Below are 24,722 nucleotides of genomic sequence, written 5' to 3'. Positions count from 1 at the left end.
CACACGCATGGTCGAAGAACCGCCGGCAGCCAACCCGCAGGGTTCGAGCCAGACCGTTGCCTTGTCCGATTCGATCGACGCGTCTGTGCCGCATTCGGCGCGAATCTGGAACTACTGGCTCGGCGGCAAGGACTGCTATCCGGTCGATCGGGCCGCGGGCGAGGAATACCTCCAGGTTTTCCCTGGCATCGCGGACCTCGCGCGTGCCTCCCGCGGGTTCCTCGTCCGCTCGGTGCGTTACCTGGCCGGAGAGGCCGGGATCCGGCAGTTCCTCGACATCGGCACCGGCCTGCCCACCGCCGACAACACGCACGAGGTCGCCCAGCGCGTCGCCCCGGAATGCCGGATCGTGTATGTCGACAACGACCCGCTGGTGCTGACACACGCCCGCGCGCTGCTGGCGACCACCCCCGAGGGCGTCACCGACTACATCGACGCCGACCTGCGCGACCCGAGCAGCGTCCTCGCCGCCGCGTCCGGGACCCTGGATTTCACCAGGCCGGTAGCTCTCATGCTGATGGGCGTCCTCGGGCACATCGCGGACGACAACGAGCTGCGGTCCATCGTGAAGCAGTACCTGGACGCATTGCCTTCGGGCAGCTACCTGGCCAGTTATGACGGGACCCAGCCGGCTGGCGACAGCGGCTTCGACGAGGCGCAGGACGACTACAACGAGTCGGGCGCGCTTCCCTACATCCTGCGCACGCCGGAGCGGTTCGCCGAGCGGTTCGAGGGATTGGAGCTCGTGGACCCGGGCGTCGTGCCGCACACCCACTGGCGGCCAGACCCCACCCCGGACGGCGCCCTGCCCGCACCGGTCGACGGCCACTGCGGCGTAGGCCGCAAGTCGTAGTCCGTTCGCTTCTGGCTGGTCGCGTCCGGCGGTCGAGGATGCGTCGCGGGATCAGACGGCCAGCGGATTGCCTTCGGTGTCGACGATCTCCAGCCGAGCCCCGAGCGCGGCGGTCAGTCGGGTCAGGGTCTCGAGTGTCGGGCTGATCTGTCCACGCTCGATCCTGCTGATCTCGGACTGCTGGATGCCGGAGGCTTTCGCGAGCTGCCGTTGCGTCAGGTGGCGTGCCTGGCGCGCGGCGGCCAGCTGGCGGGGGACGTCGAACACGCGCTGCCGCTCGGCGTCGAAGAACTTGGTGTAGATGTCGAGCAGCTCGCGCTCGTCGTCATCTGCCTGTGCTTCCACCCTGGCGACGTAGTCGTCGAACCGGTAGCTCATCGCGCACCTCCCTGTGGACACATGATATGGGTTGAAGCCCATCTCGTCACCTGCGTCGGCGGACCTGGGAGATCCACCACCGGCGGAAGCTGTGCGACTGGCCCGCCACGGGCGTTGTTGGTCTCCTGCGCCGGTATTCGCCAAGACGGGACCGCGCCTTGTCGATCTCGGTCTGTTGTTTGCGAGGGGATGGATCGGAACCCTTGTCGTAGGCTCCGACGATCAGGATGACTCTTTCTCGTTCGCAGCCGAAGAAGATCCTGAGAAGTACATCGCTGGCTGGCGGGGCGCCGAACTTCTCAAGGAGTCTCGGATTGTGGGCCCTCAGCAGTTCGGCTGCATCGTGGCGGATCCGCAGCTCATACAGACCGCCGCCGAGCGCCTTCCCGTATTCGGAGTTGCACACAGCTGGACCCTCCACCGCGAGTACCAGGGACAACCCGCGCATGGCGGCGTTCCGCCGACCGGTGTCGAGACTGTCCAGCCAGTCGCACACAGGTGCTCGGCCGGTGGCGGGTTCGTCGCAAAACACCAACTCGAAACTCATAGCTCCCGTCCGTGGAACCGGACTTACGTAGAGCGGTCGTGTTGGAAGTTATGAGCCCGGGGCTGATCCGTCAAATTATGGCGGTTTATCTCGACTGTAAACAAAGAATATTGTGCTCGAGCGCAAATTGGCCGCCGAGACGATTGCGTGCGCAGATGTGACCGGACGGACACCAGTCACTACCCTGGACAGGTCGAAACGAGGAGTCGCGTCGAAACCGTGACCGGCGGCTACTGCCGTGTCATCGGGGTGCATGTCGCCGGACTGGTGGCTGGATTGGCGGAGTCGGGCCGCTATCGTCCGTCAGGTGGTGATGTTGGGGCCTGAGGATCCATTGCCGGAGCAGCCGCGGCGGGTGGTGGTGGCGGGGACGTCGGGGTCGGGGAAGACGACGTTGGCCCGGCGGGTGGGAGAGGCGCTGGGGATCCCACATGTCGACATCGACGGGCTGTTCCACGGTCCCGGCTGGACGCGTCGGGAGTCGTTCTTGGCGGACGTCGAGGCGTTCAGCGAGGGGGCCGCCTGGGTGACGGAATGGCAGTACCGGGACGCGCGGGACCTGCTCGCCGACCGCGCAGACCTGATGGTCTGGCTCGACCTGCCCCGCCGAACAGTCATGCGCCAGGTCGTTCGCCGTACCCTGCGCCGTCGGCTAAGCCGCGAGGTCCTCTGGAACGGCAACGTCGAGCCGCCGCTGCGCACGATCTTCACCGACCGCGAGCACATCGTGCGCTGGGCCTGGTCGACCCATCACAAGAGCCCGCGACGGATCGCCGCCCTGCGCGAGCGGCGTCCCGGGCTCCCGATCGTCCGCCTGCGCAGCCGTGCCGCCGTCAGCCGCTGGTGCGCCGGCCCGCTGCGCGCCGCGAGCCAGTAACCGCGGGCCGGGCGTCGGCGCGGCGCTAGGCGCTGTCACCGGGGGAGCGACGGGAACGGCGGCGGGCGCGGAGGGCGGTGAACCAGCCGGCGGTGGCGACGGCGTCACCGACCGCGCCCTGGCTGGCCATGAGTCCGGCGGCGGCGCCCGTCAGTTGGTCGGCGCACTCGACGCACAGCCGCCGGCCGGTCGCGGACGTCGTGCTGGCGCCGCTCCCGCGCCGGCCGCAGTTGTCGCAGGTGAACGTCGGTTTCGCGTTGCCAAGCGCCATGACCTCGCCTCTCGGGTACCTGCGCCCAGGCACCGGGTGGTGGCGGCCTGTACTTGGAGTGTGGCCGGACGGGGCGCATCGGGTGTCCAAAATGCTTTCCCGCGGGACGGCTTCGCCTGATGGGCAGCTTCTGACGGAGACCGATCGCCGCCCCGGTCGCCTCGCGGAAACGGCGTAAACGCCGGCCGAGTCACGGCCCTGTCACGGCGTGGCCTGCCGCGATGCCCACTTCGGCGACCAGGTTCCGGCGTCGGGGCGCTCGAGACCGGTGGACCGGGAGCGGAAATGGTCGCGGAATGTGGCAAGCACGGGGTGCGGATTCTCGTGATGCCAGATCAGCGAATGCGGGTAGACCGGTGTCGGGTCATGCAGGGGGACGCGGCGCAGGTCGTAGTAGTCGGGCCAGAGGAACCGGGTCTGCTGGCCGATGAGGCTGGCCAGCGTCGAGGAGTCCGCGAGCACGTCCAGGAGATGGTCGGTGCCGAAGTTGGGGCCGATCGCGTCGATGGTGAGGCCGAACGCGGCGGCGAGGTCGTCGTAGTAGGTGGCCCACTCGGTTCCGGGGGCGATGCCGGGTATCCAGATCCGGTGCCCGACGAGCTGGGCGAGCGTGACCGCGTGCGCGGCGGCCAGCTCGTGGCGCGGTCCGGTGAGCAGCTGATGGGGCTCGTCGAGGACCCGGGCTGTCCGGACACCGTCGGGGAGCTGTGACGCGGGCACGGTGACCGCGCGGAACGACACGTCGATCATCCCGGACTGGACCGCGGCAAAGGCGGCGTCGGCGTCGAACAGTGTCACGACGTCGAGCTCGGTGTCGGGGTGCGCGCGGTGAAAGTCGCGCAGCAGTGCCGCCGGCGCGACCCGCCGGCTGATCACGTCGACGCGCAGTGCGCGGCGGCCGGGACGGACAGAGGCGGCTGCCCGCTCCTCGGCCCGGAGAAGACCGCGCGCATGGGGCAGGAACGCCTGCCCGTCGATGGTGAGCTGGACTCCGCGCGCTGTGCGGGTGAACAGCCGCACACCGAGGTCTCTCTCCAGCGTGGCGATGCGCTTGGACACGGCCTGCTGCGTGACCGACAGGTCCGCGGCGGCCTCCTGGAACTGGCCCGCGTCCGCGGCGGCGATGAAGGTGCGCACGGCCTCGAGATCCACGCCTGCCGACACTATTCGCACAACGTGCGGTTGTGGCTCGCCGGCAGGGTGGTTGTTTGATCTGGCTTTTGGATGCCCGCTTTGATGTCCGCGGTCAACGTCACGTTGTGCGAATGCCTTGGAGGGTGTGTTGGGTGTGTGGGCTGGGCGGTCGCTGGGTCGGCCGTTCGGGTGGCTCTGGGCGGCGTTCACGGTCAGCACGGTGGGCACGCGGCTCGCGTTCGACGCATTTCCGCTGATCGCGATCCTGGTGCTGCACGTGGGGCCGATCGAAGTCGCGGAACTGGCGGCGGCGGGGCTGGCGGTAGGGGCGGTGGCGGCGGTGCCGCTGGGCCCGTGGGTGGAGTTCCGGCGCAAGCGGCCGGTGATGGTGGCGATGGACCTGACTCGGTTCGTCGCGGTCCTGAGCGTCCCGGTGGCGTTCGCGGCGGGCTCGCTCAGCTTCGCCCAGCTCCTGGTCGTGTCGGTCATCGTCGCCGCCGCCGATATCGCCTTTACGGCGGCCAGTGGCGCCTACCTGAAGGACCTCTTGCGGGGAGCGGACCTGCTCGTCGCGAACGCGCGGCTGGAGTCCACGACCTGGACCGCCACCGTGCTCGGACCGCCACTCGGCGGAGCCATGATCGGACTGTTCGGGCCGGTGACGACCGTGGTGGCCGACGCCGTCAGTTACCTGCTCTCGGCGATGGGTATCCGTGCCATCGGCGGTCGGGAGCCACACCCCGCGCGATCCGATTCGCACGGGCTACGAGCCCACGATCTGGTCGAAGGATGGCGGTACATCCTGACCCATCCCGCGCTGCGGCCGCTGTTCGTCAACACGATCATGGTCAATGGGCTGATCATGGCGACGTCGCCGCTGCTCGCCGTCCTCATGGTTGGCCACCTCGGGTTCGAGCCCTGGCAGTACGGCCTCGCGTTCGGTGTGCCCTGCGTCGGCGGCCTGGTCGGTTCTCGCCTGGCGCGACCGCTGGCCGCGCGATACGGACCGCACCGGGTGCTCGTCGTCGCCGGTGCGGCGCGGGCGTGCTGGTCGCTCGGGCTGGCCTTTGTCTGCCCCGGCACGGCCGGGATCGTGCTCGTCATCGCCGTCCAGCTCGGCCTGGTCACCTGCATGGGAGTGTTCACCCCCCTGTTCGCCACCTACCGGCTCGACCACACCGATCCCCGGCGCGTCGCCCGGACGCTGGCGGCCTGGTCGATCACCAGCAAGCTTGGGACGGCGACCCTGACCGCGCTGTGGGGACTGCTGGCCAGCATCACCAGCGCCCGGATCGCGATCGCGGCCGCCGGGCTCCTCCTCCTGGCGACCCCGCTCGCACTTCCGCGACGGACTCCCGCGCCGCGCCCGGGCCCGAACTGGCCCATGGCCGCTGTTGACCCCGCCGCCCCTCCACCCTCGAGCACGGCCGCCGCCGTCGCCGTGGCCGCCGAGGGCGCTCAGCGCCCGAGTCGGTTCCGCGGAACGTGGTGATCGTCGGTTCCGCGGGGCGCCGAGGCGAGCCCGCCAGGGAGGTGCTGCCGGGCTTGCCTCGGCACGGTCAGCGGGCGCCTTCGGCGACGTCGTCGACGCCGAGCTCGGCGAGCAAGCGGGAGCGCAGCACGGCGAACGCGGGATCGGAGCGTAGCCGCGGGGACGCGACGCCTACCGGTACGTCGAGCGACAACCGGCCGTCGGCGAGGACCAGGACACGGTCAGCCAGCAGGATGGCCTCGTCGACGTCGTGGGTGACGAACAGGACCGCCGGGCGGTGGCGGCGGCACAGCTCCTGCAGCAGGGCGTGCATCCGGATGCGGGTCAGGGCGTCGAGCGCGCCGAACGGCTCGTCGAGCATCACCAGGTCCGGCTCGCGCACCAGAGCCCTGGCGAGCGCGACCCGCTGCGCCTCCCCGCCGGAGAGCGTCACCGGCCAGGCCCGTTCGCGGTCCGCCAGCCCCACTTCGGCGAGCGCCACCCGGCCACGGGCCGCGACGTCCTTGCCGGGCAGGCCGAGCGTGACGTTGCCGAGTGCCCGGGTCCAGGGCAGCAGCCGTGCCTCCTGAAAGACCACGGATCGCCGGGTCGCCGCGAGCACGTCGCCCTCGATGCCGGTGTCGAACCCGCCGAGGATGCGCAGCAGCGTGCTCTTGCCCGATCCGCTGCGCCCGAGCAGCGCGACGAACTCGCCGGCGGCGATCGTCAGGTCCAGGCCGTCGAGCACGACCCGCTCGCCGAAGGACCGGCGCAGGCCGCGCACCCGCACCGCCACGCCGTCGGTGTCGCCCCCGGCTGGTCCGGCCGGTCCGGTGTGGCCGGTCAGGCTGGCCAGGCCGGTCGGACCGGCGGCCTGGCCGGCTTCGTCCTGGGCGCTGGTGGGCGCTGGGGGGCTCAGGTACCGCTGAAGCCGCGTCGCCATGACAGCAGACTCCCTTCGAGGACGCGGACGATGCCGTCGCAGAGCAGTCCGAGTAAGCCGTAGATCACCAGGCAGAGGATGATGATGTCGGTCCGGTTCCATCCCTGGGCGCTGGTGAGGAGGTAGCCGATTCCGCGGTCGGTGTTGACCTGCTCGGCGAAGACCAGCAGGAGCCAGGCGACGCCGAGCGACCAGCGCAGCCCGATGAGGAATCCCGGCAGCGCGCCGGGGATGATGACGCGGCGGATGAGCCCGAGCCGGCCCAGCCCGAACGTCCGGCCGGCTTCCACGAGCTTGACGTCGACGCCGCGGATGCCCGCGAACGTGTTCATGTAGACCGGGAAGACGACGCCGGCCGAGATCAGGAAGATCTTGGCCGACTCGCCGATGCCGATCCAGACGATGATCAGTGGCAGCAGGGCGATGATGGGGATCGTCCGCAGGAAGTTCATCGACGAGTCGACGATGTGCTCGCCGGCACGGAAGAACCCGGCGAGGACGGCGAGGACGAGGCCGGCCGCGACCCCGAACAGCACGCCCCAGCCGACCCGGACGAGCGACACCGACAGGTTGTTCCAGAGCTCCCCGTCGCCCGCCAGATCCCCGAAGGCACGGGCGACGGCAAGCGGCGAGGCGAGTACCCGGCCGCCGACCAGGCCCGTACCGGTGACTGCCCACCAGACCGCGAACAGCACCGCCGGGCCCGTGAGCCGGCGGATCCAGCCGGGAGCCGACAGCCGGGTCCCGCGGGAGCGTCGACCGCCGGTGGGGTCCTCGAGGGTGGGCGTGGTCGCCGCCGGCGCGGCGTTCGCGCGCGTCTCCCCCGCGGCGCTCCTGGTCGCGGCGCTCCCGGCCGCGGACGGGGGAAGGCCGTGGGGGCCGGCCTTGGGTGGCGGGGCGGTCGCAGGCAGGTAGCTGACGTCGGTCATCGCACGCTCCTCGGCTTCCTCGGGCCGGCTGGCCGCCCTGCCCGCCGCCCGGCCGCGGGCAGGGCGCCCAGCCTGCGGCCCTGACCCGGACTGGTGGCCGTGGCCGTCATGTCGTCAGCCCCGCGGCGGCGAACTTTCCGGTGAGCTCGGCGTTGAAGGCGGCGTCGATCTCGTCGCTGACCTTGAGGGTCTTCGGCAGCTGGCCGGCACCGATCAGCAGGTCGGCCTGCTTCTGCTGGAACTGTGTGAAGTCATCGGTGACCGGCGCGTACTGGGTGGCCGGCAGGCTGTCGAAGAACGCCCGGCTGGTGGTCGGGTCCTGCTTGAGCAGCTGGACGTAGTACGTCTGCACCCACGCGTCCGGGTGTGCCTTCGGCCACGTCGAGGCGCGGGAGAGCCGCACGAGGAAGTCCTCGATGGCGGCGCGCTTCGTCGGGTCCTTCAACGCCGACTTCGCGGCGAGGACGACGGAGTACTGCGGCAGCGGCGCCGTCTTGATCTCCTGGGCGCCGGTACCGGTGAGCGCGGCGCCGTACTGGCTGACCCAGACGACGGCGTCCACCTGGCCGGACGTGAACGTCGAGACGAGGCTCGTGGCCGGGACGTTCACCAGTGTGACGTCCTTCTCGGTGAGCCCGGCCGAGTCCAGCTGCTGGAGCAGGTAGCCGTGCAGCGACGTGCCGACGGTGACGGCGACCTTCTTGCCCTTGAGGTCGGCCAGCGTCTGGATGCCGGAGTCCTTGCCCGCGTAGATCGTCTGCGAGTTCTTGGTCGACTTCGCGACGGCCACCGCCGTGATTCCGGCGGCAGAGGCGTTGGCGAAAAGCACGGGCGTGTCGCCCATGTAGCCGACGTCGAGCCGGTTCGCGCTGAACGCCGCGTTCATGTGCGGCCCGTCGGCGAAGGTGTTGAAGCCGAGGCCGTACGGAGTTCCTTTGCCTTGCCCGGACAGGGTCAGCTGCAGTTCCAGGATCTTTCCTTGGTCGCCGATCCGCAGCGTGGTCCTGTCGCCGGACGAAGAATCGGGCGAGGATCCCCCACCACCACAGGCGGCGGCGCCCACCGCCAGCAGGGCGGCGACGGCGGCGAGGGAGAACAGCCGTCTACGCGGCCGTCGGTGCTGCATCGGATTCTCCATCCAGGGAACGACTGACGCCGTCAGGCATCAGGGGAGCGGGACGCGGCCGCGGCGGGCGGGCCACAGCCGCGGTTGCTGGGCGGACGCGGTCGAAGGAAGGCGCCGAGAGGGGCCGGACGAGGTGCGGAGACAAGGAAAATGCCCGAGAGAAGACGAGAGAGCCCCGGGAGAGAAGGAATGCGCCGAGAGAACGGGAAGGGGCCTCGAGCGCGTCCGGAGGCGTCGCCCGCCGTCGGGTCCGACGGCGCGCACGCTGTCGGACCCGACGGCGTTCCGGCGTCGTTCTTCGGATTAGGGAGACGGCACGCGGCGGCACCGCGCGCCTCTGGGGCGTGGACACGCGCGGCGCCGCCATCTCCCGGAACGGGCCACGGCCGTTCCAGAATCGCGGTTTGGGGAAGGTGCTACCCGGCGCCGCTCAGCCGGCCAGGAACGGCTGGCCGGCGACGAGCTCGGACGAGCGGCCGTCGACGCCCACCGGGACGTCCCCCTCGAGCGTGACCCGGTAGAGCACCCGCTCGAACTCGGTGATGTCCACGTCGGACGGGCCGAGATGCGCGGTCGCCCGGTTGTCCCAGAATGCGATGTCACCCGGGCTCCACCGGAACCGGACGGTGTACTCCGGCCGGGAGATCTGCTCGTAGAACAGGTCCAGGATCGCGCGGCTCTGGCGCGGCCCGAAGCCGATGATCTCGTTGTCGCGGCTGGTGAAGCTCGGGCTGATGAACAGGGCCCGCTCGCCGGTCTCCGGGTGCACCCGAACGACCGGGTGGATCGCCACCAGCGGGTTCGCCCTGATCTTCTTGCCGTACTCGCTGCCCTCGAAGATCGGCTGGCCGAAGCTGTGCTTCGCCCGCAGCCCGTCGGCGAGGCGCTGGAGCGGTTCGGGCAGCCCCTCGTAGGCGGCGACGAGGTTGGTCCACTGCGTGTCGCCGCCGTAGGGCGGCACGATCTCGGCGCGCAGGATGGAGCCGGCCGGCGGGTTCACCAGGGCGGTGACGTCGGTGTGCCAGCCGTTGTCGTAGGTGACCTTGAACTTCTTCTTGAGGTCCTTGGCCTCCGCCTGGCCGAACAGCTTGTTGTAGCGGCGGCTGTCGATCGGCAGGATCTCCGGGAATCCCTCCGGCGGTGCGTCCTCGTGCGGGTGCGCCGGCGTGAGCTTGCCGAACCGCCGGCCGAACGCGATCTGCTGGGCGTGGTCGATGTGCTGGTCGCGGAAGAAGACCACCTTCCAGCGGTGCAGCGCCGCCCGGATCTCGGCGATTGCGGCGTCGTCGAGCTCCTCGCGCAGGTCGACACCGTGGATCTCGGCGCCGATGTTCCCGGCCACCGGCCGGACGTCGATGCCCAGGTCCGCGGGCGCGCTCGTTGTCGGGCTTGTCATGGTCTGGTGTATCCCTTCGGAGGATTGAGCACCGCCGGATGGCGGCACCGAGGACGGCCGGCGGGAGGTCCCGCGGGTGGGAAGCCTCCCGGTGGGGAGGCTTGCCTGCGGGAAGCTCTTCCGGCCATGAGACATCGCCCATGCCTCTCGCCACGGCGCGCGACGGCACATGGGCGGCTGACTGGTGAAAGGACGTCGACCCGCGGCTGGGAACGGCCACGAGAAGAATCCGCGCGTTGGCGCCGGGCCGGGATGTCCGGGCCCGGCGAGAAAATGGCGGCGTTGTTCCGCGGAAGATCCCGGGCCCGGAGAGCCGGCGTGCCTGGCTGTCGCCGTTCCTCAGCGTGGCCGGCGGTTACGGCCGCGCACCACGGCCCGAAATGGCGTGGTGTTCCGGCCGGCCTCTCTCAGGCCGCGAACGGCCTGGGACGACATCGCGACGGCCGTGCGGCGGGCCCACATGCCCGCAGCCCGGTCACCAGGCGGTGGACCGATTCAGTCTGGAGTCTGACCATGATATCCACCGCCTTTCTTGAATTTCGTTCGAAGTGTCGTCGCCGTGGTGGCCGGCGGATTTATCGTCCCGCGCGCCGTGCGAGGGGTCAATGGTTTCCGACTTGATGGAAGTAATACCGCGGGCCCGTCCGCCGTATTTTTCCGTCACCGGCCGGCCGCGGTGGCCGGCAGCGTGCCCCGCGACGGTCGGGCGGTGACGGCGCGGCCTGGGCCGGCGCCCGTGCCCTGGGACGGAAGCGTTCGTGCCAGCGGCGCGCGGACGCTGCGCGGGCTGCGGTGCACCGCGGCGAGGATGCCGGCGGCCGCGGCGACGGCGAGGACGCCCGGCCCGAAGCTGCTCGGCCGCACCACCCGCTCCGGCGCCGAGCGGGCTCGCGAGTGTGCCGCGACCTCGGCGTGCACGTCGGCGATCAGTTCCGGCCACTGGAGCGTCGCGAGCTCCGTGACGACGAGCACCTCAGGGTCGATCATGTCGATCAGCAGCGCCGCGAGCCGGCCGATGAGGCGCAGCCGGGCGCGTACCAGCGCCAGGGCGGCCGGCTCCCGCGCGGCGACGGCGGCGGCCAGCAGGCGGATGTCGGGCCGGGGGATCACGCCTTCGGCGACCGCCCTCGCCAGCCACACCCGCTCGGACAGCGTGGCCTGGGCGCATCCCCTCCCGCCGCAGGCGCACTGCTCGGTGGCGCCGGGGATCCGCAGGTGCGCCACCCCGCCGGCCGCCGAGCGCTGGCCACGCAGCACGGTGCCCTCGAGAGCGATCGCGGCATCGACCACGTGGCCCGCGAACAGGTGCACGAGGCCGTGGCGCGCCCGCGGGTCGCCGAAGAGGATCTCGGCCTGGGCGAGCGCGCGGGCATGGCCCTCGACGTGCACCGGCAGGCCGGTCGCCGCCCGCAGCGGAGCCGCGATTGGCACGTCGCGCCAGCCGAGCGGCGCGTGCTCGAGAATGGCCCCGCCGCGTGCGTCGACCAGCCCGCCGCTGACGACGCCCACGCCGAGCAGACCGCCGCCACCCGGACGCGCCGCGCCGCCGCCACCGGCAGTGGCACTGGCGCGGTAGCTCGCATCCGAGTAGGCCCCCTGGCGGCGGCGGACGAAGTCCGGCAGGTACCGGCTGATCAGCGCGAGCACATGAGCCGGGTCGCCGTCATGGTCGACCTCCTCTTGCGCCACCACCCGGCCGCGCAGGTCGACCAGGCCGAACGTCAGCATCGGCACGGCGATGTGCACGCCGCAGGCGAGGTGGCTTGCGGTGTCGACGTCGACGGGGACGTGCGGGCGTCCGGCCCTGGGCGCGGCCTGCTGGGTGCCGGGCAGGTCCCGCAGCAGGCCCAGCGAGATCAGGTCAGAGGTCTGTCGGGACACGGCCGCCGAGCTGAGCCCGGTCGCCTGTCCGATGGTGGCGCGAGCGAGCGGGCCGTGGTCGAGGACGGCGCGCAGCACGGCCGCCGCCGAACCGCCGGAACGCGCCGGGTCGGCCTCGGCCAGCGCCGTGGCGTCCACCGCGGCGACCCGGACGGCCCCGCCGCGGGGATCGGGTGGATGCTGGCCCGCCAAGGGCTGGCGGGCAGGGGAATGCGCGGGCACGGGAGGACCTCCTGGGCGGCGGGAGTCGCGGGGATCCACGTAGGTCGCGCGGTCAGGCGGGCCGATCGGCCAGCGGGGGCCGACACGCGGGGGAGGGGCGTGACGCGCCTTCCTCGCCGTCGTGGCCGGTCTGCGCGAATCCGGGAAGGCACTCGCGCGGGTCGGGGCGCCGGGCCGTCAGCGGCCGGGCCGACACAGCGCGCTGGCGACGCGCCGCAGGTCGATGTGGGCGCGGCTCACCAGCAGGAGGAGGCAGGCACGCATGCAGGCGACGATAAGGGCCGCCACCAGCAATTTCAACTAAATCGGTGGGGATAGATGTTTATGGCCGTGATGTGGCCTGGTTGTGACAGGAGAGTCGCATGGGTGTGGCTGTCGTTCGCGCGGCACCGCGGGGGCGGGACTCGCCCGGGTAGGCGGACGGGGCCTCCGCCTCGGCGGCGGAGATCCATGGGAGACGTGCCGGGGACGGCCTAGCCAGCACTCGCCGTCGGGCCGGCCGCGTCCAGGAGCTCGGTGCGCAGCTCGTGCGCCCCGTCTGGTCGGCTCGCCTCGTAGTAGATCCGGCTGGCGCCGCCGGGCAGGTCGACGACGCTGAGGTAGCGCAGCGCGCCGTCGCCGTGCGGGGCGCTCGCGTGCGCCGCCGTCCCGACCGCGTGGAAACGGGCGAAGCCGGCCTCCGCCGGGGCCGCGGCCGCGACGCCGGTGCGCTCGTACCAGTTCTCGGCGGCGCTCGCGCGGCCGTCGTAGAAGGCGACGGGCGGGGTGTGCCCGGGGAGCACCGCGGTGATCCGCACGCCGCGGGCGTCCCAGCGGCCGGGCCGGGGGGCGAGGGCGACGCCATGCCAGGTCCAGGTCACGCCGTCCGCGCTGGTCGCGTACCGGCTTTCCATCCGGTCGGTCGCGTCCGGGTCGTCGAGCAGGTGGCAGGAGGCCCACAGATGCCAGCGGCCGTCGTGCCAGAGCACCACCGGGTCCTTGACGGCGGTGTGCTCGTCGCCGGGCAGCGCGGTGCGCCGCTCGGCCGGGTCGAAGCGGGCCGGGTCGTCGGCCTCCAGCAGGTCGACCCACCAGTGCGGGCTGTCGGGGGTGGCGCAGCTGACGTAGAGGCGCCAGCGGCCTTCGGGCGTGTGGACGAGCGCGGGGCGCTCCAGCGACTCGGCGCCGAACGGCTCGCGGCCGATGCGCGCGATCTCGGTGAACCGCTCGCCGTCCGCCGACGAGGCGATCACGACGCCGAAGCCGCGCCCCTCGCCCACCGGGCGGCGCAGCCGGTAGGCCAGGTAGTACGTGCCGTCCACGAGCAGCGCGCTCGGCGCGCCCACCCAGTTGCCCGGGCCGTCCCCCTCGGGGGCCACCACGGTGACCGCCGGCTCCCAACGGGGAAGCGGGAGGGAGGAGGGCGTCTGGTCGGGAACCGGTGAGGTGATCGGCACCCGTCGTACTCTACCGGCGCGCTACATCTTTATTACCTTCCCGGTCGGGAATGTGTATGGGCGGTTATCCTGCGGGTACACCGCATCTGTCCCGCCGGCAGCCGCCGCTCCGGTCCTGGTGCGGGCACACCGGTCGCCACCGCATCCGCCGGCCGGGCTCTCCCACGACTGGCCGCCGCCCGGCCCTGCGTCAGGAGCGAGACCGACGATGCCCCTTCCCGACTTCCTCGTGATCGGCGTGCCCAAGGCCGGGACCACGGCGCTGCACGCGGCGCTGGCCCGGCACCCCGACCTCTTCCTGCCCACGGTGAAAGAGCCGAAGTTCTTCCTCTCGGCCGGCCCGCCACCGGCGCGGGGCGGGCCGGGTGACGCCCAGACCTACCAGGAACACGTGTGGCGGCCTGCCGACTACGAGGCGCTGTTCGCCCCCGCGCCGGCGCACGCGCTGCTCGGCGAGGCGACACCGTTCTACCTGTACGACCTGGACGCCCAGAACCGGATCAAGCGGCTGCTGCCGAAGGCCCGCCTGGTCGTACTGCTGCGCAACCCGGTGGACCGGGCGCACTCGAACTGGACCCATCTGTGGGCCGCCGGCCTCGAGCCCGAACGCGACTTCGTCCGGGCCTGCGCGCTGGAGGAGCCGCGGCGCGAGGCCGGCTGGGCGCATTTCTGGCACTACGTCTCCCAGGGCCTCTACGGCGCGCAGCTCGCCCACCTGCTCGGCCTGTTCTCCCGCGACCAGGTCCTGCTGCTGCGTTACCGCGACCTGCGTGAGGACCCGGCCCCCACGCTGGACCGGGTCTGCGAGTTCCTCGGGGTACGGATCGGGTTGCTCGACGCGGTGCCGTCGCAGAATGTCACCCCGTTCGTCGCCGACACGTCGGTGAACGCCGCACTGCGGGCGGCGCTGCGTACCGGCGGACAGATCGGCCACCATTTCCCCGTCCCGGTCCGGCAGGTGTTCCGCGGCCCGCTGCTCACCGCGCTGCGGCGCCAGAAGGGCGGACGCCGTCCGCTCACCTCCACCGAGCGCAAGGCGGTGTTGCCGTACTTCGTCGACGACATCGCGCTGCTCGAGGAGGTCACCGGCCTCCGCTACGACGACTGGCTCACCGCCGGCCTCGGGCCGGACGTCATCGACGACGGCAGCTGACCGTCGCCCACCGCCCACCGCCCACCGCCTGGCGGCCGCCCCGACGGCCCGTCCGCGGCCGGGAATTCGTGGCCGAATCCGCGGCCGGGAATCCGCGCCGTCCGCCGGCTGGCCGGCGCCACCGTTCGCCGTCCCGGCGGAGCAGACTGGACGCGTGGACATGGCGGACGGCACGGGGGTTCTGTCGGTCGAGCGGTTCGGGCCGGTGTGGAACCCCGGTCCGTTCGAGCTGGGTACCGACGGGCCGGGCACGGTCGTGGTCGGCGTCGACGGGTCGCGTACCGCGCTGCGGGCCGCCTCGTACGCGGCCGGGGTCGCCCGCCGCCAGCGGGCACGTCTGGTCGTCGTCTACGTCACCATGACACCCGGATGGGAGGCGATGGCCCCGATGGCGGCCGGCGCCATCCAGCAGGCCGCCGTCGACGTCGCCGCCGAGATCCGCGACATCGTCGCGCACCGTGCCGAGGAGCTGGGCCTGTCGACCACGTTCGTCGTCCGCTTCGGCGACCCGCTAGCCGCGCTGCGCCGCACCGCCGACGAGATGCACGCCGACATGGTCGTCGTCGGCGCCTCCGAAAGCGCCGGCCACCGCATCGTCGGCTCCCTCGCCACCCGCCTCGTCCGTGCCGGCAAGTGGCCCGTCACCGTCGTTCCCTGACCCGTAGTGATCAGAGTCGGCCTGGCCGGGCCGCGTGCGGCGACGAAAAGTCGCTGGTGGCCAGTATCGTCGACGACGCCGACGACCTGGCCGCCGAGTGGCGCTCCGCCGGAGTCGAGATCCATTCCCCGGAGGACACCGACTGGGGCCAACGCGAAGGCGCCGTCATCGACCCTGAAGGGAACGTCCTCCGCTTCGGCTCCCCCATCCGAACCTAGAAAGGATCGCCGCGCGGATCCCTGCCCTCCGGATGTCACCGTAGGTAGCCCGAGGCACGGGGTCGAGAAGTACGGCAGTTGTACCGCAACGGGGTGGACGTCAGTGGACGACGGTGGACGACGCCGAGCCCGTCACCTGCACCGATGGACACCGATGGACGCTCGTGGACGGCCCGCCGAGGTCTACGGATCAGAAGGTTGGGGGTTCAAGTCCCTCCGAGCGCACAGTACTTGACCTGCAGTTTTGCCATTTGATCCCTCTCTCTGAGAGGTCATGTCGATCTCCCGTGTGCGCGACGTGTGCGCGGGAGCCGTTGGTGGGGGTCGTGGGACGAGCCTCGCCGCTTCCTCGGCGGCGGCGCGGGCCAGCTCGTCGAGCACTGAGGTGTAGCCGCCGGTGGTGACCTCTTAGTCGTTCGTGTCCCGGGAGGGCTTCTTTCGCCAAGCATCTTTGGCTGTGTCTGCCACTCGATGTGCCTGAAGGTCGATCGCGTCGCCTGCGGCGCGGGCCTGCTCCACGATCGCGTCGGCGGCACGGCTCGCATACTCGTCGGCTGCGGCGATGGCCTTCGCGCTGGCGTTCTGAGCAGCGCGGCCGATCGCGGTACCACGTCGGCCAAGTTCTGCGCCGACATCGCCCCAGGTGGGCCGCTGGATGGCCTGCCAATGCGTCACCTGTATCTGGCGGGCGGCCGCGAAGTCGTCAAAGCCACGTCGCAGCGCCTCAACGTCCTCTTCAAGCTTCTTGCGCGAGAGCGCACGGTGTTTCTCCAGCGGGCGCAGCGCGGCATAGAAATCGATGGCTTGGCGAAGGTCATCGAGCAGTTCGCGGTCGAGTTGTACATCGTCGCGAAGGAGCTTGCGGGCTGACGCGATCACATGCTCGAGGTTGTGTGGCTCGGTGGTTCGCGCGTGTTCGATACTTAGGCGGTGCCAGAGGTAGTGCGAGTCTTCGGCCACGACCAGCAGTTGGAACAGTTCACCGATGTTGTTGTTGTCAACGGCGTCGTGAAGCCGCTTGGCTCTTTCAGCGGCAGACTTGGTGACGTCGAGATTCTTCACACGCTGCGACAAGAACTGGCGGATCCTCTCGATACCGACAGCAAGCTGTGGGCCAAGCGCGGCAACGGACTGCCAGGTCGTCTCCGGCAGCACTCCTTTCTCGTCGAGGGTCGCAACGTGCTGCCTGAGTAACCGGTGCGAACCGAGCACGTCGCCGAGCGTGGCTGAGCGTGCCCGCGCGGCGAGGTCATCGACCTTGCCTTCGACACGCTCGACTGCCCGCTCAACGTCCTTGATCGCGGCGCGCAGTGCTGCTGTGGCGACGGCCAACTGGATGGACATGGCCCGTGTCGGACCGAGCGATACTTGCCGGAAGTCGAGGTTGGCGAAGAACTGCCCATTGGCACTCCGAACAGTGCCTTTGAAGCAGCCGTCCGCACCGGGGACGACCCCAAGTTTCATGAAAAGTTCGAGACTGCTCGGCGGCATCTGGAAGTACTCGCCACCGGTCGCATGGAGGGCTTCGAGCACTGAGGCTGCAGCACCGATATCCAGAAGCGACTGCCTGCCGATGCCGAGGTCGCTCAAAGACCGTCCGGCCTTGCGCTGGAGGGCGGCGATGTAGGTGTCGACGACGCTGCGGTCACCGACGCAGAGCAGTCCGTCCTCAGCGACATAGACGGTGAGTTCCTCCGGGTCATATTGTGGTGCCGCCGTCTCGTCGGTCACGTCACCCTCCTTCGACCAGAGCACTGATCGTATCCAGCTCGGGGTGGACGGGCAGGCCGGGTTGTCCTGCACGGGGTGCGGCTGGTCCAGCTCGACGGGTCGACCTCTGACCTGCCGGACACGAAGCTCAACCGGGCCTTCTTCTCCGGGTCGTCGTATGTGGGCGGGCCTGCGTCGCTCCCAAAGGCCCGCTGGCTGATCGCGGCCGAGGCCGGCACCCACGCCCTGCTCGTGGCCGCGTTCGGCCCGTGGACGACCAGCGAGCCGGCGCTGGCCCTTGACCTGCTGCCCCATCTCGGCCCCGGGATGATCACCCTAGCGGACCGCGACTTCCTGTCCCACCGGCTCGCCACCGAGGTGCTGTCGACCGGGGCGCACCTGCTCTGGCGGGGGAAGGCGACCTTCCATCGCAGGTCCGGTTCGCAGGAAAGGGTTGCGCCGAAGTAGCGGGAGAGCCCGATCTTGGTCAGGATCCGACTTCAGCACCCTCCACCGGTGGCTCACCTGGGTAGCGGAAGCGTTTGCGCAGACCTCGGATATCTCACCACCGACCGACAGCCGCACTTGAAGACCGCTGACGGCGTCTTGGACTGACACGGCACTGGTTCCTCGGGACGCGGGGCCTCCGATCTGGCTTCCCGCCGAATCGCCAGCGAGGTGAACGGCGTGCCCGTCGGTGTCACCGCTCAAAATGGGCCAGATCCGCACACCGATGAGTCCGGGCGTCGCATCGGGTCTGCCCCGTATGACTCGCATCGTCGCAGACATCTCGGTCTCCCTCGACGGTTTCGTCACCGGGCCTGACCCGGGCCCGGACAACGGTCTGGGCACCGGCGGCGAGGCCCTGCACACCTGGGCGTTCTCCGACGACCCCGACGACCAGCGGGTCCTGCGCGAGGCGACCGCCCGCTCGGGCGCCGTCGTCCTGGGCCGCCGGCTGTTCGACCTGGTCGACGGGCCGGACGGCTGGAACGACGAGACCGGCTACGGCGCTGGCGAGGTCGGCAAGCCCGCGTTCGTCGTCGTCACGAGCACACCACCGGAGTCGGTGCGGCTCACCGACCTCGACTGGACGTTCGTCACCACCGGCCTGCCCGACGCCGTCACCGCGGCCCGCGAACGCGCGGAAGCAGCGTCATCCGACCGAGGCGAGGAGCTTGACGTGGTCCTCATGGGCGGCGGCGCCACGATCGGCTCGGCGCTCGAGGCCGGGCTGGTCGACGTGCTGACCTTGCACCTCGCGCCCGTCATGCTGGGCGCAGGGACGCCCCTGTTCACCCGCGGAGCGCTCCGCACGCTGGTGCAGCGGAGCGTCACCCCGACGTCGACCGCGACGCACCTGACCTACGACGTCACCTGAGCTGACTCGCCCCGAAGGCCAACTCCGTGGCGTTGGTTTTGTGCTGCTTGCTACAAGTGTCACGAATTTCAACGGATGCGATTTCAGGTTGGTTTGCGATACGGCGGGCGATGGCCGACTAGATGGCTGCCTGAGCTGCGGGTTTCCGCCGGATACAGGGGACTGAGTGCCTGTCGGCGGCTGCGCTTCCTTCCAGGTAGGGGGCCAGGACCACCCCGATCGCAGCCCCTTTCGCATCAGATGCGAAGATTCCGCATCTGATGCGATCGACGGAGGGTGACTGTTCGTGGGGCATGAGGGGCGCGCACCTGGCGCCGCCGGGTTGCATCTCGCCCGTGGGGTGCCGCTGCTGCGGCCGGAGGAGCAGGTGTTCGCCGCGATGGTGGAGGGGTGGCGCAATCAGCAGTTGGCGCGGAACCTGGCGCTTTCCACGATCTACGGTCGGGAGAAGGCGGTGCAGGCTTTCGCCCGGCACGCGGATGCTTTCCCGTGGCAGTGGACTGCGGCGATGGTCGACGACTGGCTGGGGGACCTGCGGGCGGTGCGACACCTGCGGCACTCGACAGTGCGGTCCTACCAGGAGGCGGTGCGGGCGTTCTGCCACTATTTGACCGACCCCGCTTACGACTGGTCAGCCGAGTGCGAGCGGCAGTTCGGCACTCACCCGGTCCAGGTCGTGCACGCCTGGAACACCGCCGTGCATGTCCAGGACAATGAGTCCGCCCCGGGCAAGCGGGCGTTCACGCTCGACGAGTTGGAGGGGTTCTTCGATCACGCCGATGGTCAGGTCGCCCGGGTTCGCGCAGCCGGTCGGAAGGGCTGGCTGTCAGCATTCCGGGACGCCACGCTGTTCAAGGTTGCCTACGGCTATGGGCTGCGGCGTAACGAGACCCGGATGTTGGACGTGGCCGATCTGGGCCGCAACCCGCACGCCCCTGAGTTCGGCGACTACGGGGTGCTCTACGTCCGGCACGGCAAAGCGATGAAGGGATCGCCGCCGAAGCGCCGCAGCGTGCTGACCGTCTGGGACTGGGTTCCGGAGATCCTCGACCAGTGGGTCCACGAGGTACGCCCGCTGCTCGCCGTGTCAGGCAGTGCGGCGTTGTGGCCGTCAGAACGCGCCGAACGGGTGGCGTTGAGCCAGATCGACGCTCGGTTCGCCGCCTGTCGGGACGCGGTCGGCCTCGACCGCAACCTCGACTTCCACTCGCTGCGCCGCTCCTACGTCACCCATCTGATCGAGGCCGGCCGGGACGCCCTGTTCGTCCAACATCAGGTAGGACACGAGCACGCGTCCACGACGTCGCTCTACACCTGCGTGTCCTCGGACTTCCGCACCCGCACGCTGCGCCGCGTCCTCGACGACACGATGACCGCCGCGCTCAGACCCGCCCAGGAGGCTCGATGAAACGCCAGGTCAGCTACCAGTGGCGGCTGCGGGAGGTGATGGCCGCCCATGGGATTTTCTCCACCACCGAACTCGTGCCGCTGCTTGCCGACCGCGGGATCAGTCTGTCGGTCTCCCAGGTGCACCGGCTGGCCACTGGCGTCCCGGAGCGGTTGTCGCTGCCGGTGCTGGCCGCATTGTGTGACATCTTCGCGTGCAGCCCGGCCGAGCTGATCGTCACCAAGGCGGACGACGTCGCCGTCCGGAAGACGGCGACCGACGACGCGGTGGTCGACCTGGCCGCGTTGCGGCCGAAACGGGCCCGGCTGCGGCCGCAGTGACCGACCGTCCCCACGCCACGGCCGAGCAGTACGAACGCTGGTACAAACGGGATTGCGCCCGCTGCGGCCGGCACCGCGACTTCGCCGCCCATTGGCCCGACGGCCACGTCTGCCGGACCTGTCACGACCGGGCACTCAGGCTCCGCGGCCACTGCCCGAGCTGCGGGCAGGACCGCATCCTGCCCGCGCTGGCCGAGAGCAGGCCCGTGTGCACCCGCTGCGCCGGGTTCCGCCAGTCCTACACCTGCTCGCGTTGCGGCAGTGAAGGCAAGCTGCACGGCGGGCGGCGCTGCACCCGCTGCACCCTGGACAACCGGCTCGCCGAACTGCTTGGCGACGGCACCGGCGAGGTCCGACCGGAGCTGCGGCCACTGCACGCCGCGCTCGTCGCGATGGACAACCCACTGTCCGGACTGACCTGGCTCTATCAGCCCTACGTGCCGGTGTTCCTGCGCGGCTTGGGGACCGGGGAGATCACGCTGACGCACAAGGCGTTCGACGAGCTTGAGCCCTGGCGGGCCGCCGAGCATCTTCGCGAGCTGCTGATGGGCTGCGCCCTACTACCACCGGTGGACAAGCAGATCCTGCTGTTCGAGCGCTGGCTACACGGCTATCTACCCGACCTTCCCGACCCGAGCCGCGCCCGCATCCTCCGGCAGTTCACCACCTGGCAGGTCCTGCCCTGGCTGCGGCGACGCGCCGAGGGACGGCCGCTGGGCACCCACACCCGCAACAGCGCCGCCGCCCAGGTCCGGCGCGCGGCCGAGTTCCTCGCCTGGCTCGCGCGAGAGGGCCGCACCCTGGCGGAATGCGGCCAGGCCGACCTCGACCGCTGGCACGTCGCCCACCGCGACCACGAACACCACAGTCTGCGGCCGTTCCTGCGCTGGGCCATGCACACCGAGCAGATGCCTGCGCTCACCATTCCCCGTCACGAGATTCGCCAGCAGGCCCCCATTAGCCAGCACCGTCGGATCGGCCTGCTGCGCCGGCTGCTCACCGACGACACACCGGCGCTGCGGACCCGGGTCGCCGCCGTGCTGGTCCTGCTCTACGCCCAACCGCTGAGCAGAATCGTCCGGCTGACCACCGCCGACATCCTTCTCGACGGCGACCAGGTGCTCATCCGGCTGAGAGACCCACCGTCGCCGGTACCCGAACCATTCGCCGCTCTGCTGCTCGCCCTCCGAGACAGTCGCACCAACATGCGCACCGCGACCAACCCGAACTCGCCGTGGCTGTTCCCCGGTCGCCGCTCCGGCCAGCCGCTGCGCCCCGAAGGCCTCGCGACCCTGCTCCGCGAACTCGGCATCCCCACCCGACTCGGCCGAACCGCCGCCCTGCGGCAGCTCGTCTTGCAAGCCCCGGCGCCGGTGGTGGCCAGCACGCTCGGCTTCCACCACAGCCACACCGCCCGCCTCGTCGGCGACGCCGGCGGCACCTGGAGCCACTACGCCCCCGGCGACCACGGAACACGCGGCGGAAAATCAGACTCACCAGTCCCGACTGCCCGCCACCGACCCGTCCACACTGAAACCGAAACGTAGCAACCGGTCATCGCCACCCTTCGCGAGCAGCTCGGCGAGCCGGCCGCCGGCATACTCGTCGCCGGCGTCGGCGCGGGCGCGGAGGATCTCGATCGCTCCTGGGCGGTCCCCGGCCTCAACACGTCGCTCGCCGGCTCCGGGAAGCAGTGACACCGCGGCGGTGACGCCGAAGGGGTGACGCCGGGGCGGCCTCGAGCCTCCCCGGTGTTCCCCGCACCGCGGCGGTGCCGTCGAGGTGGCCGAACTCGGCGCGCCACGCGTCGAACCAGTCACGGAACCACGGGTGACGCTCGGCAAGCGGAACGATGAATCGGACGGTCTCGCGGTAGTAGTCACGGCGTTTCTCCGGCCGCGGATGCGTGCCCAACCGCTGAACGGTGAAGGTCTCCGTCACCGGTCGGTTCCGTCGTCGGCGGCGAACTTCTCCGCCCAAAGATCGAAACTGCGGAACAGGATCAGGCGACGGTATACCTCGTCCGGCTCCGCCGCGGCTTTCGCGTAGGCCTGGGCGATGGCACCGTCCCCGCCGAGCCCGCGTCGGTCCTCCACCGCGAGCAGCCAGGAACGTTCGGTGACGCGCGTGCCCGCGCCGTGCAGGACAGCGTCCGCGTCGGACCGGCTGGTCGAGACGATGCGGCCGGTCGTCGTGTCCAGCCGCCAGGCCGTCACCGGGGTGCCGTCGTCGGCCAGGTCCACCCGCACCGGCTCGGCGCCGACGAGGAAGTAGGCCCGCCTTCGGTGGGCCTGACGCCACATCTCGTAGGTGGCCCGCCGGGACTGCTCGGTTCGTCCGTCACGCGCCGCCTGTTCGTAGGCCGCGAAGATCTCCGGTTTGTCGTGGCGCTGGTAGAAGGAGGTGCGCAGCAGCCTCTCGCGCCGCTCCTCGACCGCCGCGATGAACTCGTCCTCGTCGTGCAGCGGCCAGGTGTCGTCGTCCTCGCCACCATTTGCGCACTGCAGCGCGCGTGGGGTGTCGGCCTCGAACTCTCCTGTATAGCCGTTTAGGCCATATCCCTGCGCCTTGTGGCCCAGAACGGGATCGTAGGGACCCTGTCCTCGTGGGAAGGTCTCGACGAGCTGCCCCCAGCATTCGAAGTGCCGCTCCGAATACATCGGGGCTGGCGGAACGTGGGTGGGGACGGTCGGGTTGGACACGGTGTTGTGCTCCAGATCGGCGGCGACGGATGCCCGCCGCGTGGTCGGCTACAGGTCGAAGGTATAGGCATGCTCGCCCACGTCCGCCGGTGCGACGAGCCCGTGTGCACCATTGGAGGACGCCAACTCGCCGGACGACACACCGGAGCTGATCCAGTCCCTCGCTGTGCTAGCCGCGATGGGGGGCGCTGTACCCGGGCGCTGGTGTGACAGACCCGGGCAGCAACCTCTGGGTCCGTTCGTAACAGTTGCGACAGACAGTGACGACTTGCGAAGTAGATCTTGCAAATACATGACAGTTGAATACGCGACTCCGCCAGTCCGGCAGACCAGATCGGATGACGGCCATTGGCCCCGCGCACGACACCGCACAGGGCCTGCCTCAGCTCAACGCCACCCCGGCGGGCCAGATCAACTGACGCCTGACACCCACCCCCATAACCCCAAGTCGTAGTGACCAGCGTCACACACGCCCGGGCATACTACCTTGAGTATTTCGTTTCCTCGCTCTAGCCCCGAACATCCCACCGGATCAGAAGCCGGGTCATGATCACAGGTGGGATTGTCGGTACCGTCCTGATCGATGGCCACGGGGTCGCGCTTTGGCGCTATGCCCGGCCGGATTCCGGTCCCGGCGCGTCTGGGAGGTCGGCGACGTCGAGGGCGTTGGCGAGTGCCGGGCCGCGGGCGCGGTCGCCCAGGGCGTCGGTGTTGTCGATGGACTGGTCGAGGGCGCCGGTCAGCGGGCGGGCATGGAGCTTGGGGCCGGTGATCGTGTCGGTCAGGGCGGTGGTGAAGCGGTCGGCGTCGAGGACCTGGAACGGCCGGTCGTGGAAGGGCCGGGCCGTTGGCTCGACCCAGTCGGTAAGGCCCAGCTCGTTGTGCAGGTCGGCGATGGTCCCGTAGGCACGGGTGAGATGGCGTTCGCGGTCGTGCCAGCCGGTAGCGGCCAGGGCCGCGGTCAGCACCGGGGTCAGGACGCCGGCGCAGGGCAGGCGGGCGAACGCGCTGCCGAGCCACTTGCCATATGGGGGGTAGACCCGGTTCATCAGCAGGCACAGGCGGACCAGGTCGCGGGTCAGCCGGGCGGTGACAATCGCCGAGCCGAGGTCGTCGCCCGCCTCGCCGCAGCGGCCGACGAACGCCTCCTCCTGGCTGATCCGCCGCCACTGGCAGGCCAGCACATAGCGCCACACGTCGTCCGGGTACCAGGCCAGCGCCTGCCGGGCCTGGTGCAGCTGGCGGAGCCCGTCATGGAACACCGCCCCGCCGGTGACCTCGGCCAGAGTCTGCGTCGGCGTGGCCAGCCAGTCGAACGTCGTGACGCCGGTCAGCGGGTCGAATCCGAGGTGGCCGGTCAGCCAGTCCGCCAGCCCGGCGACGACCATCCCGTGACGGACCAGCCCGCGGGCCGGGCGCATGTGCCGCGTGACCCGGAGAAATCCGCCCGTTGGTGGGCCGGCGTGCTCGGCGGCGAGGTCCACCTCGACGTTGACGGCGAGTCCGTGTACGCCCGGCTGACCGTCGCTGGCGTCGCGCTCGGCTTCCACCAGGCAGACGGCGAACGCAACCCGCGCGGCGGATCCCCGGTCGTGTACTGGGCCGTCAACGGCCTCGACACCGTCCGCGCCCGGCTGCTGGCCGCCGGCCGCACCCACCATCGCGGACCACTGACAGCGTCCGAAGGCGCCGTATCTGCCAAACCTCT

At 70.6% G+C, this 24,722-nt stretch carries 25 protein-coding genes; 11 read left to right on the top strand and 14 right to left on the bottom strand.

From position 1 onward, the window contains the following. Positions 1 to 7 precede the first annotated feature (7 nt). Positions 8 to 853 carry an SAM-dependent methyltransferase gene (locus BCD48_RS02415; protein ID WP_116271398.1) on the top strand — a complete coding sequence of 282 codons (846 nt, stop codon included), beginning with the start codon at positions 8 to 10 and terminating at the stop codon, positions 851 to 853. A 51-nt stretch (positions 854 to 904) separates the two neighbouring features. Here the strand turns inward: BCD48_RS02415 and BCD48_RS02410 are convergent, their stop codons facing one another. Together BCD48_RS02410 and BCD48_RS02405 are read right to left on the bottom strand one after the other, a co-directional pair. After that, positions 905 to 1,231, bottom strand: coding sequence for a helix-turn-helix domain-containing protein (locus BCD48_RS02410; protein ID WP_071046585.1), 327 nt, complete (start codon positions 1,229 to 1,231; stop codon positions 905 to 907). A 46-nt stretch (positions 1,232 to 1,277) separates the two neighbouring features. Next, entirely contained in the window at positions 1,278 to 1,778 is a 501-nt protein-coding gene (locus BCD48_RS02405; protein ID WP_131803725.1) for a type II toxin-antitoxin system RelE/ParE family toxin, read from the bottom strand. Positions 1,779 to 2,112: 334 nt separating this feature from the next. Here BCD48_RS02405 and BCD48_RS02400 point away from each other — a divergent pair, with 334 nt between their 5' ends. Next, entirely contained in the window at positions 2,113 to 2,655 is a 543-nt protein-coding gene (locus tag BCD48_RS02400) for a P-loop NTPase family protein (protein WP_241841462.1), read from the top strand. A gap of 25 nt (positions 2,656 to 2,680) precedes the next feature. On the opposite strand, the gene BCD48_RS02395 is transcribed toward BCD48_RS02400, so the two are convergent. Together BCD48_RS02395 and BCD48_RS02390 are read right to left on the bottom strand one after the other, a co-directional pair. Beyond that, on the bottom strand, positions 2,681 to 2,926 hold the full coding sequence (locus BCD48_RS02395; protein WP_071046583.1) for a hypothetical protein: 246 nt from the start codon (positions 2,924 to 2,926) through the stop codon (positions 2,681 to 2,683). Positions 2,927 to 3,127: 201 nt separating this feature from the next. Continuing rightward, the gene (locus BCD48_RS02390; protein WP_071046582.1) at positions 3,128 to 4,078 is read right to left on the bottom strand and encodes a LysR family transcriptional regulator; all 951 of its coding nucleotides are present in this window, start codon (positions 4,076 to 4,078) and stop codon (positions 3,128 to 3,130) included. 136 nt (positions 4,079 to 4,214) lie between these two features. Here BCD48_RS02390 and BCD48_RS02385 point away from each other — a divergent pair, with 136 nt between their 5' ends. Further along, positions 4,215 to 5,552, top strand: a complete 1,338-nt coding sequence (locus BCD48_RS02385; protein ID WP_083418066.1) for an MFS transporter — start codon at positions 4,215 to 4,217, stop codon at positions 5,550 to 5,552. A gap of 67 nt (positions 5,553 to 5,619) precedes the next feature. Here the strand turns inward: BCD48_RS02385 and BCD48_RS02380 are convergent, their stop codons facing one another. The 7 genes from BCD48_RS02380 to BCD48_RS02355 form a co-directional block, all read right to left on the bottom strand. Next, positions 5,620 to 6,474 carry an ABC transporter ATP-binding protein gene (locus BCD48_RS02380; RefSeq protein WP_083418065.1) on the bottom strand — a complete coding sequence of 285 codons (855 nt, stop codon included), beginning with the start codon at positions 6,472 to 6,474 and terminating at the stop codon, positions 5,620 to 5,622. Beyond that, complete coding sequence (locus BCD48_RS02375) at positions 6,447 to 7,403, bottom strand: ABC transporter permease (RefSeq protein WP_071046581.1); 957 nt, start codon at positions 7,401 to 7,403, stop codon at positions 6,447 to 6,449. Before BCD48_RS02375 ends, BCD48_RS02380 begins: the two co-directional genes overlap by 28 nt. A gap of 106 nt (positions 7,404 to 7,509) precedes the next feature. Then, positions 7,510 to 8,529: an ABC transporter substrate-binding protein gene (locus BCD48_RS02370; protein ID WP_071046580.1), complete on the bottom strand. Its 1,020-nt coding sequence runs from the start codon at positions 8,527 to 8,529 to the stop codon at positions 7,510 to 7,512. 430 nt (positions 8,530 to 8,959) lie between these two features. Further along, positions 8,960 to 9,925, bottom strand: a complete 966-nt coding sequence (locus tag BCD48_RS02365) for a TauD/TfdA dioxygenase family protein (protein WP_071046579.1) — start codon at positions 9,923 to 9,925, stop codon at positions 8,960 to 8,962. Positions 9,926 to 10,585: 660 nt separating this feature from the next. Further along, the gene (locus tag BCD48_RS02360; protein WP_083418064.1) at positions 10,586 to 12,028 is read right to left on the bottom strand and encodes an ROK family transcriptional regulator; all 1,443 of its coding nucleotides are present in this window, start codon (positions 12,026 to 12,028) and stop codon (positions 10,586 to 10,588) included. Positions 12,029 to 12,205: 177 nt separating this feature from the next. After that, on the bottom strand, positions 12,206 to 12,316 hold the full coding sequence (locus tag BCD48_RS55370) for a putative leader peptide (protein WP_312623788.1): 111 nt from the start codon (positions 12,314 to 12,316) through the stop codon (positions 12,206 to 12,208). Between the two features lie 185 nt (positions 12,317 to 12,501). Continuing rightward, positions 12,502 to 13,464 (bottom strand): glycoside hydrolase family protein, encoded by a 963-nt coding sequence (locus tag BCD48_RS02355; RefSeq protein WP_071046578.1) that lies wholly within the window; start codon positions 13,462 to 13,464, stop codon positions 12,502 to 12,504. Positions 13,465 to 13,672: 208 nt separating this feature from the next. Here BCD48_RS02355 and BCD48_RS02350 point away from each other — a divergent pair, with 208 nt between their 5' ends. The 3 genes from BCD48_RS02350 (at position 13,673) to BCD48_RS51000 (ending at position 15,493) form a co-directional block, all read left to right on the top strand. Further along, the gene (locus BCD48_RS02350) at positions 13,673 to 14,617 is read left to right on the top strand and encodes a sulfotransferase family protein (RefSeq protein WP_071046577.1); all 945 of its coding nucleotides are present in this window, start codon (positions 13,673 to 13,675) and stop codon (positions 14,615 to 14,617) included. Positions 14,618 to 14,777: 160 nt separating this feature from the next. Beyond that, a complete protein-coding gene (locus tag BCD48_RS02345) occupies positions 14,778 to 15,275 on the top strand; it encodes a universal stress protein (RefSeq protein ID WP_071046605.1) in 498 nt (165 codons plus the stop codon). Between the two features lie 56 nt (positions 15,276 to 15,331). Further along, on the top strand, positions 15,332 to 15,493 hold the full coding sequence (locus BCD48_RS51000) for a VOC family protein (protein WP_157910417.1): 162 nt from the start codon (positions 15,332 to 15,334) through the stop codon (positions 15,491 to 15,493). Between the two features lie 408 nt (positions 15,494 to 15,901). Here BCD48_RS51000 and BCD48_RS02340 read toward each other — a convergent pair whose 3' ends face one another. Beyond that, positions 15,902 to 17,224 (bottom strand): hypothetical protein, encoded by a 1,323-nt coding sequence (locus BCD48_RS02340; RefSeq protein ID WP_131803722.1) that lies wholly within the window; start codon positions 17,222 to 17,224, stop codon positions 15,902 to 15,904. A gap of 75 nt (positions 17,225 to 17,299) precedes the next feature. Here BCD48_RS02340 and BCD48_RS02335 point away from each other — a divergent pair, with 75 nt between their 5' ends. From BCD48_RS02335 to BCD48_RS02315, 5 genes are all read left to right on the top strand, one after another. Then, the gene (locus BCD48_RS02335; protein ID WP_071046575.1) at positions 17,300 to 17,671 is read left to right on the top strand and encodes a hypothetical protein; all 372 of its coding nucleotides are present in this window, start codon (positions 17,300 to 17,302) and stop codon (positions 17,669 to 17,671) included. A gap of 298 nt (positions 17,672 to 17,969) precedes the next feature. After that, entirely contained in the window at positions 17,970 to 18,584 is a 615-nt protein-coding gene (locus BCD48_RS02330) for a dihydrofolate reductase family protein (RefSeq protein ID WP_071046604.1), read from the top strand. Between the two features lie 286 nt (positions 18,585 to 18,870). Then, a complete protein-coding gene (locus tag BCD48_RS02325) occupies positions 18,871 to 19,992 on the top strand; it encodes a tyrosine-type recombinase/integrase (RefSeq protein WP_198543042.1) in 1,122 nt (373 codons plus the stop codon). Next, complete coding sequence (locus BCD48_RS02320; RefSeq protein ID WP_071046574.1) at positions 19,989 to 20,312, top strand: helix-turn-helix domain-containing protein; 324 nt, start codon at positions 19,989 to 19,991, stop codon at positions 20,310 to 20,312. The genes BCD48_RS02325 and BCD48_RS02320 overlap by 4 nt, the downstream gene beginning before the upstream one ends. Continuing rightward, positions 20,309 to 21,859, top strand: coding sequence for a hypothetical protein (locus BCD48_RS02315; protein WP_071046573.1), 1,551 nt, complete (start codon positions 20,309 to 20,311; stop codon positions 21,857 to 21,859). The genes BCD48_RS02320 and BCD48_RS02315 overlap by 4 nt, the downstream gene beginning before the upstream one ends. A 390-nt stretch (positions 21,860 to 22,249) precedes the next feature. Here BCD48_RS02315 and BCD48_RS02305 read toward each other — a convergent pair whose 3' ends face one another. Both BCD48_RS02305 and BCD48_RS02300 read right to left on the bottom strand, forming a co-directional pair. Then, a complete protein-coding gene (locus BCD48_RS02305; RefSeq protein ID WP_131803720.1) occupies positions 22,250 to 23,014 on the bottom strand; it encodes a hypothetical protein in 765 nt (254 codons plus the stop codon). 608 nt (positions 23,015 to 23,622) lie between these two features. Next, complete coding sequence (locus BCD48_RS02300; protein WP_083418063.1) at positions 23,623 to 24,675, bottom strand: DUF4037 domain-containing protein; 1,053 nt, start codon at positions 24,673 to 24,675, stop codon at positions 23,623 to 23,625. Positions 24,676 to 24,722: the final 47 nt, after the last annotated feature.

Source organism: Pseudofrankia coriaricola (assembly GCF_001854805.1).
GTDB lineage: Bacteria > Actinomycetota > Actinomycetes > Frankiales > Frankiaceae > Pseudofrankia.
The sequence above is the reverse complement of the archived record's forward strand: the minus strand, read 5'-3'. Positions and strand labels throughout refer to the sequence as shown.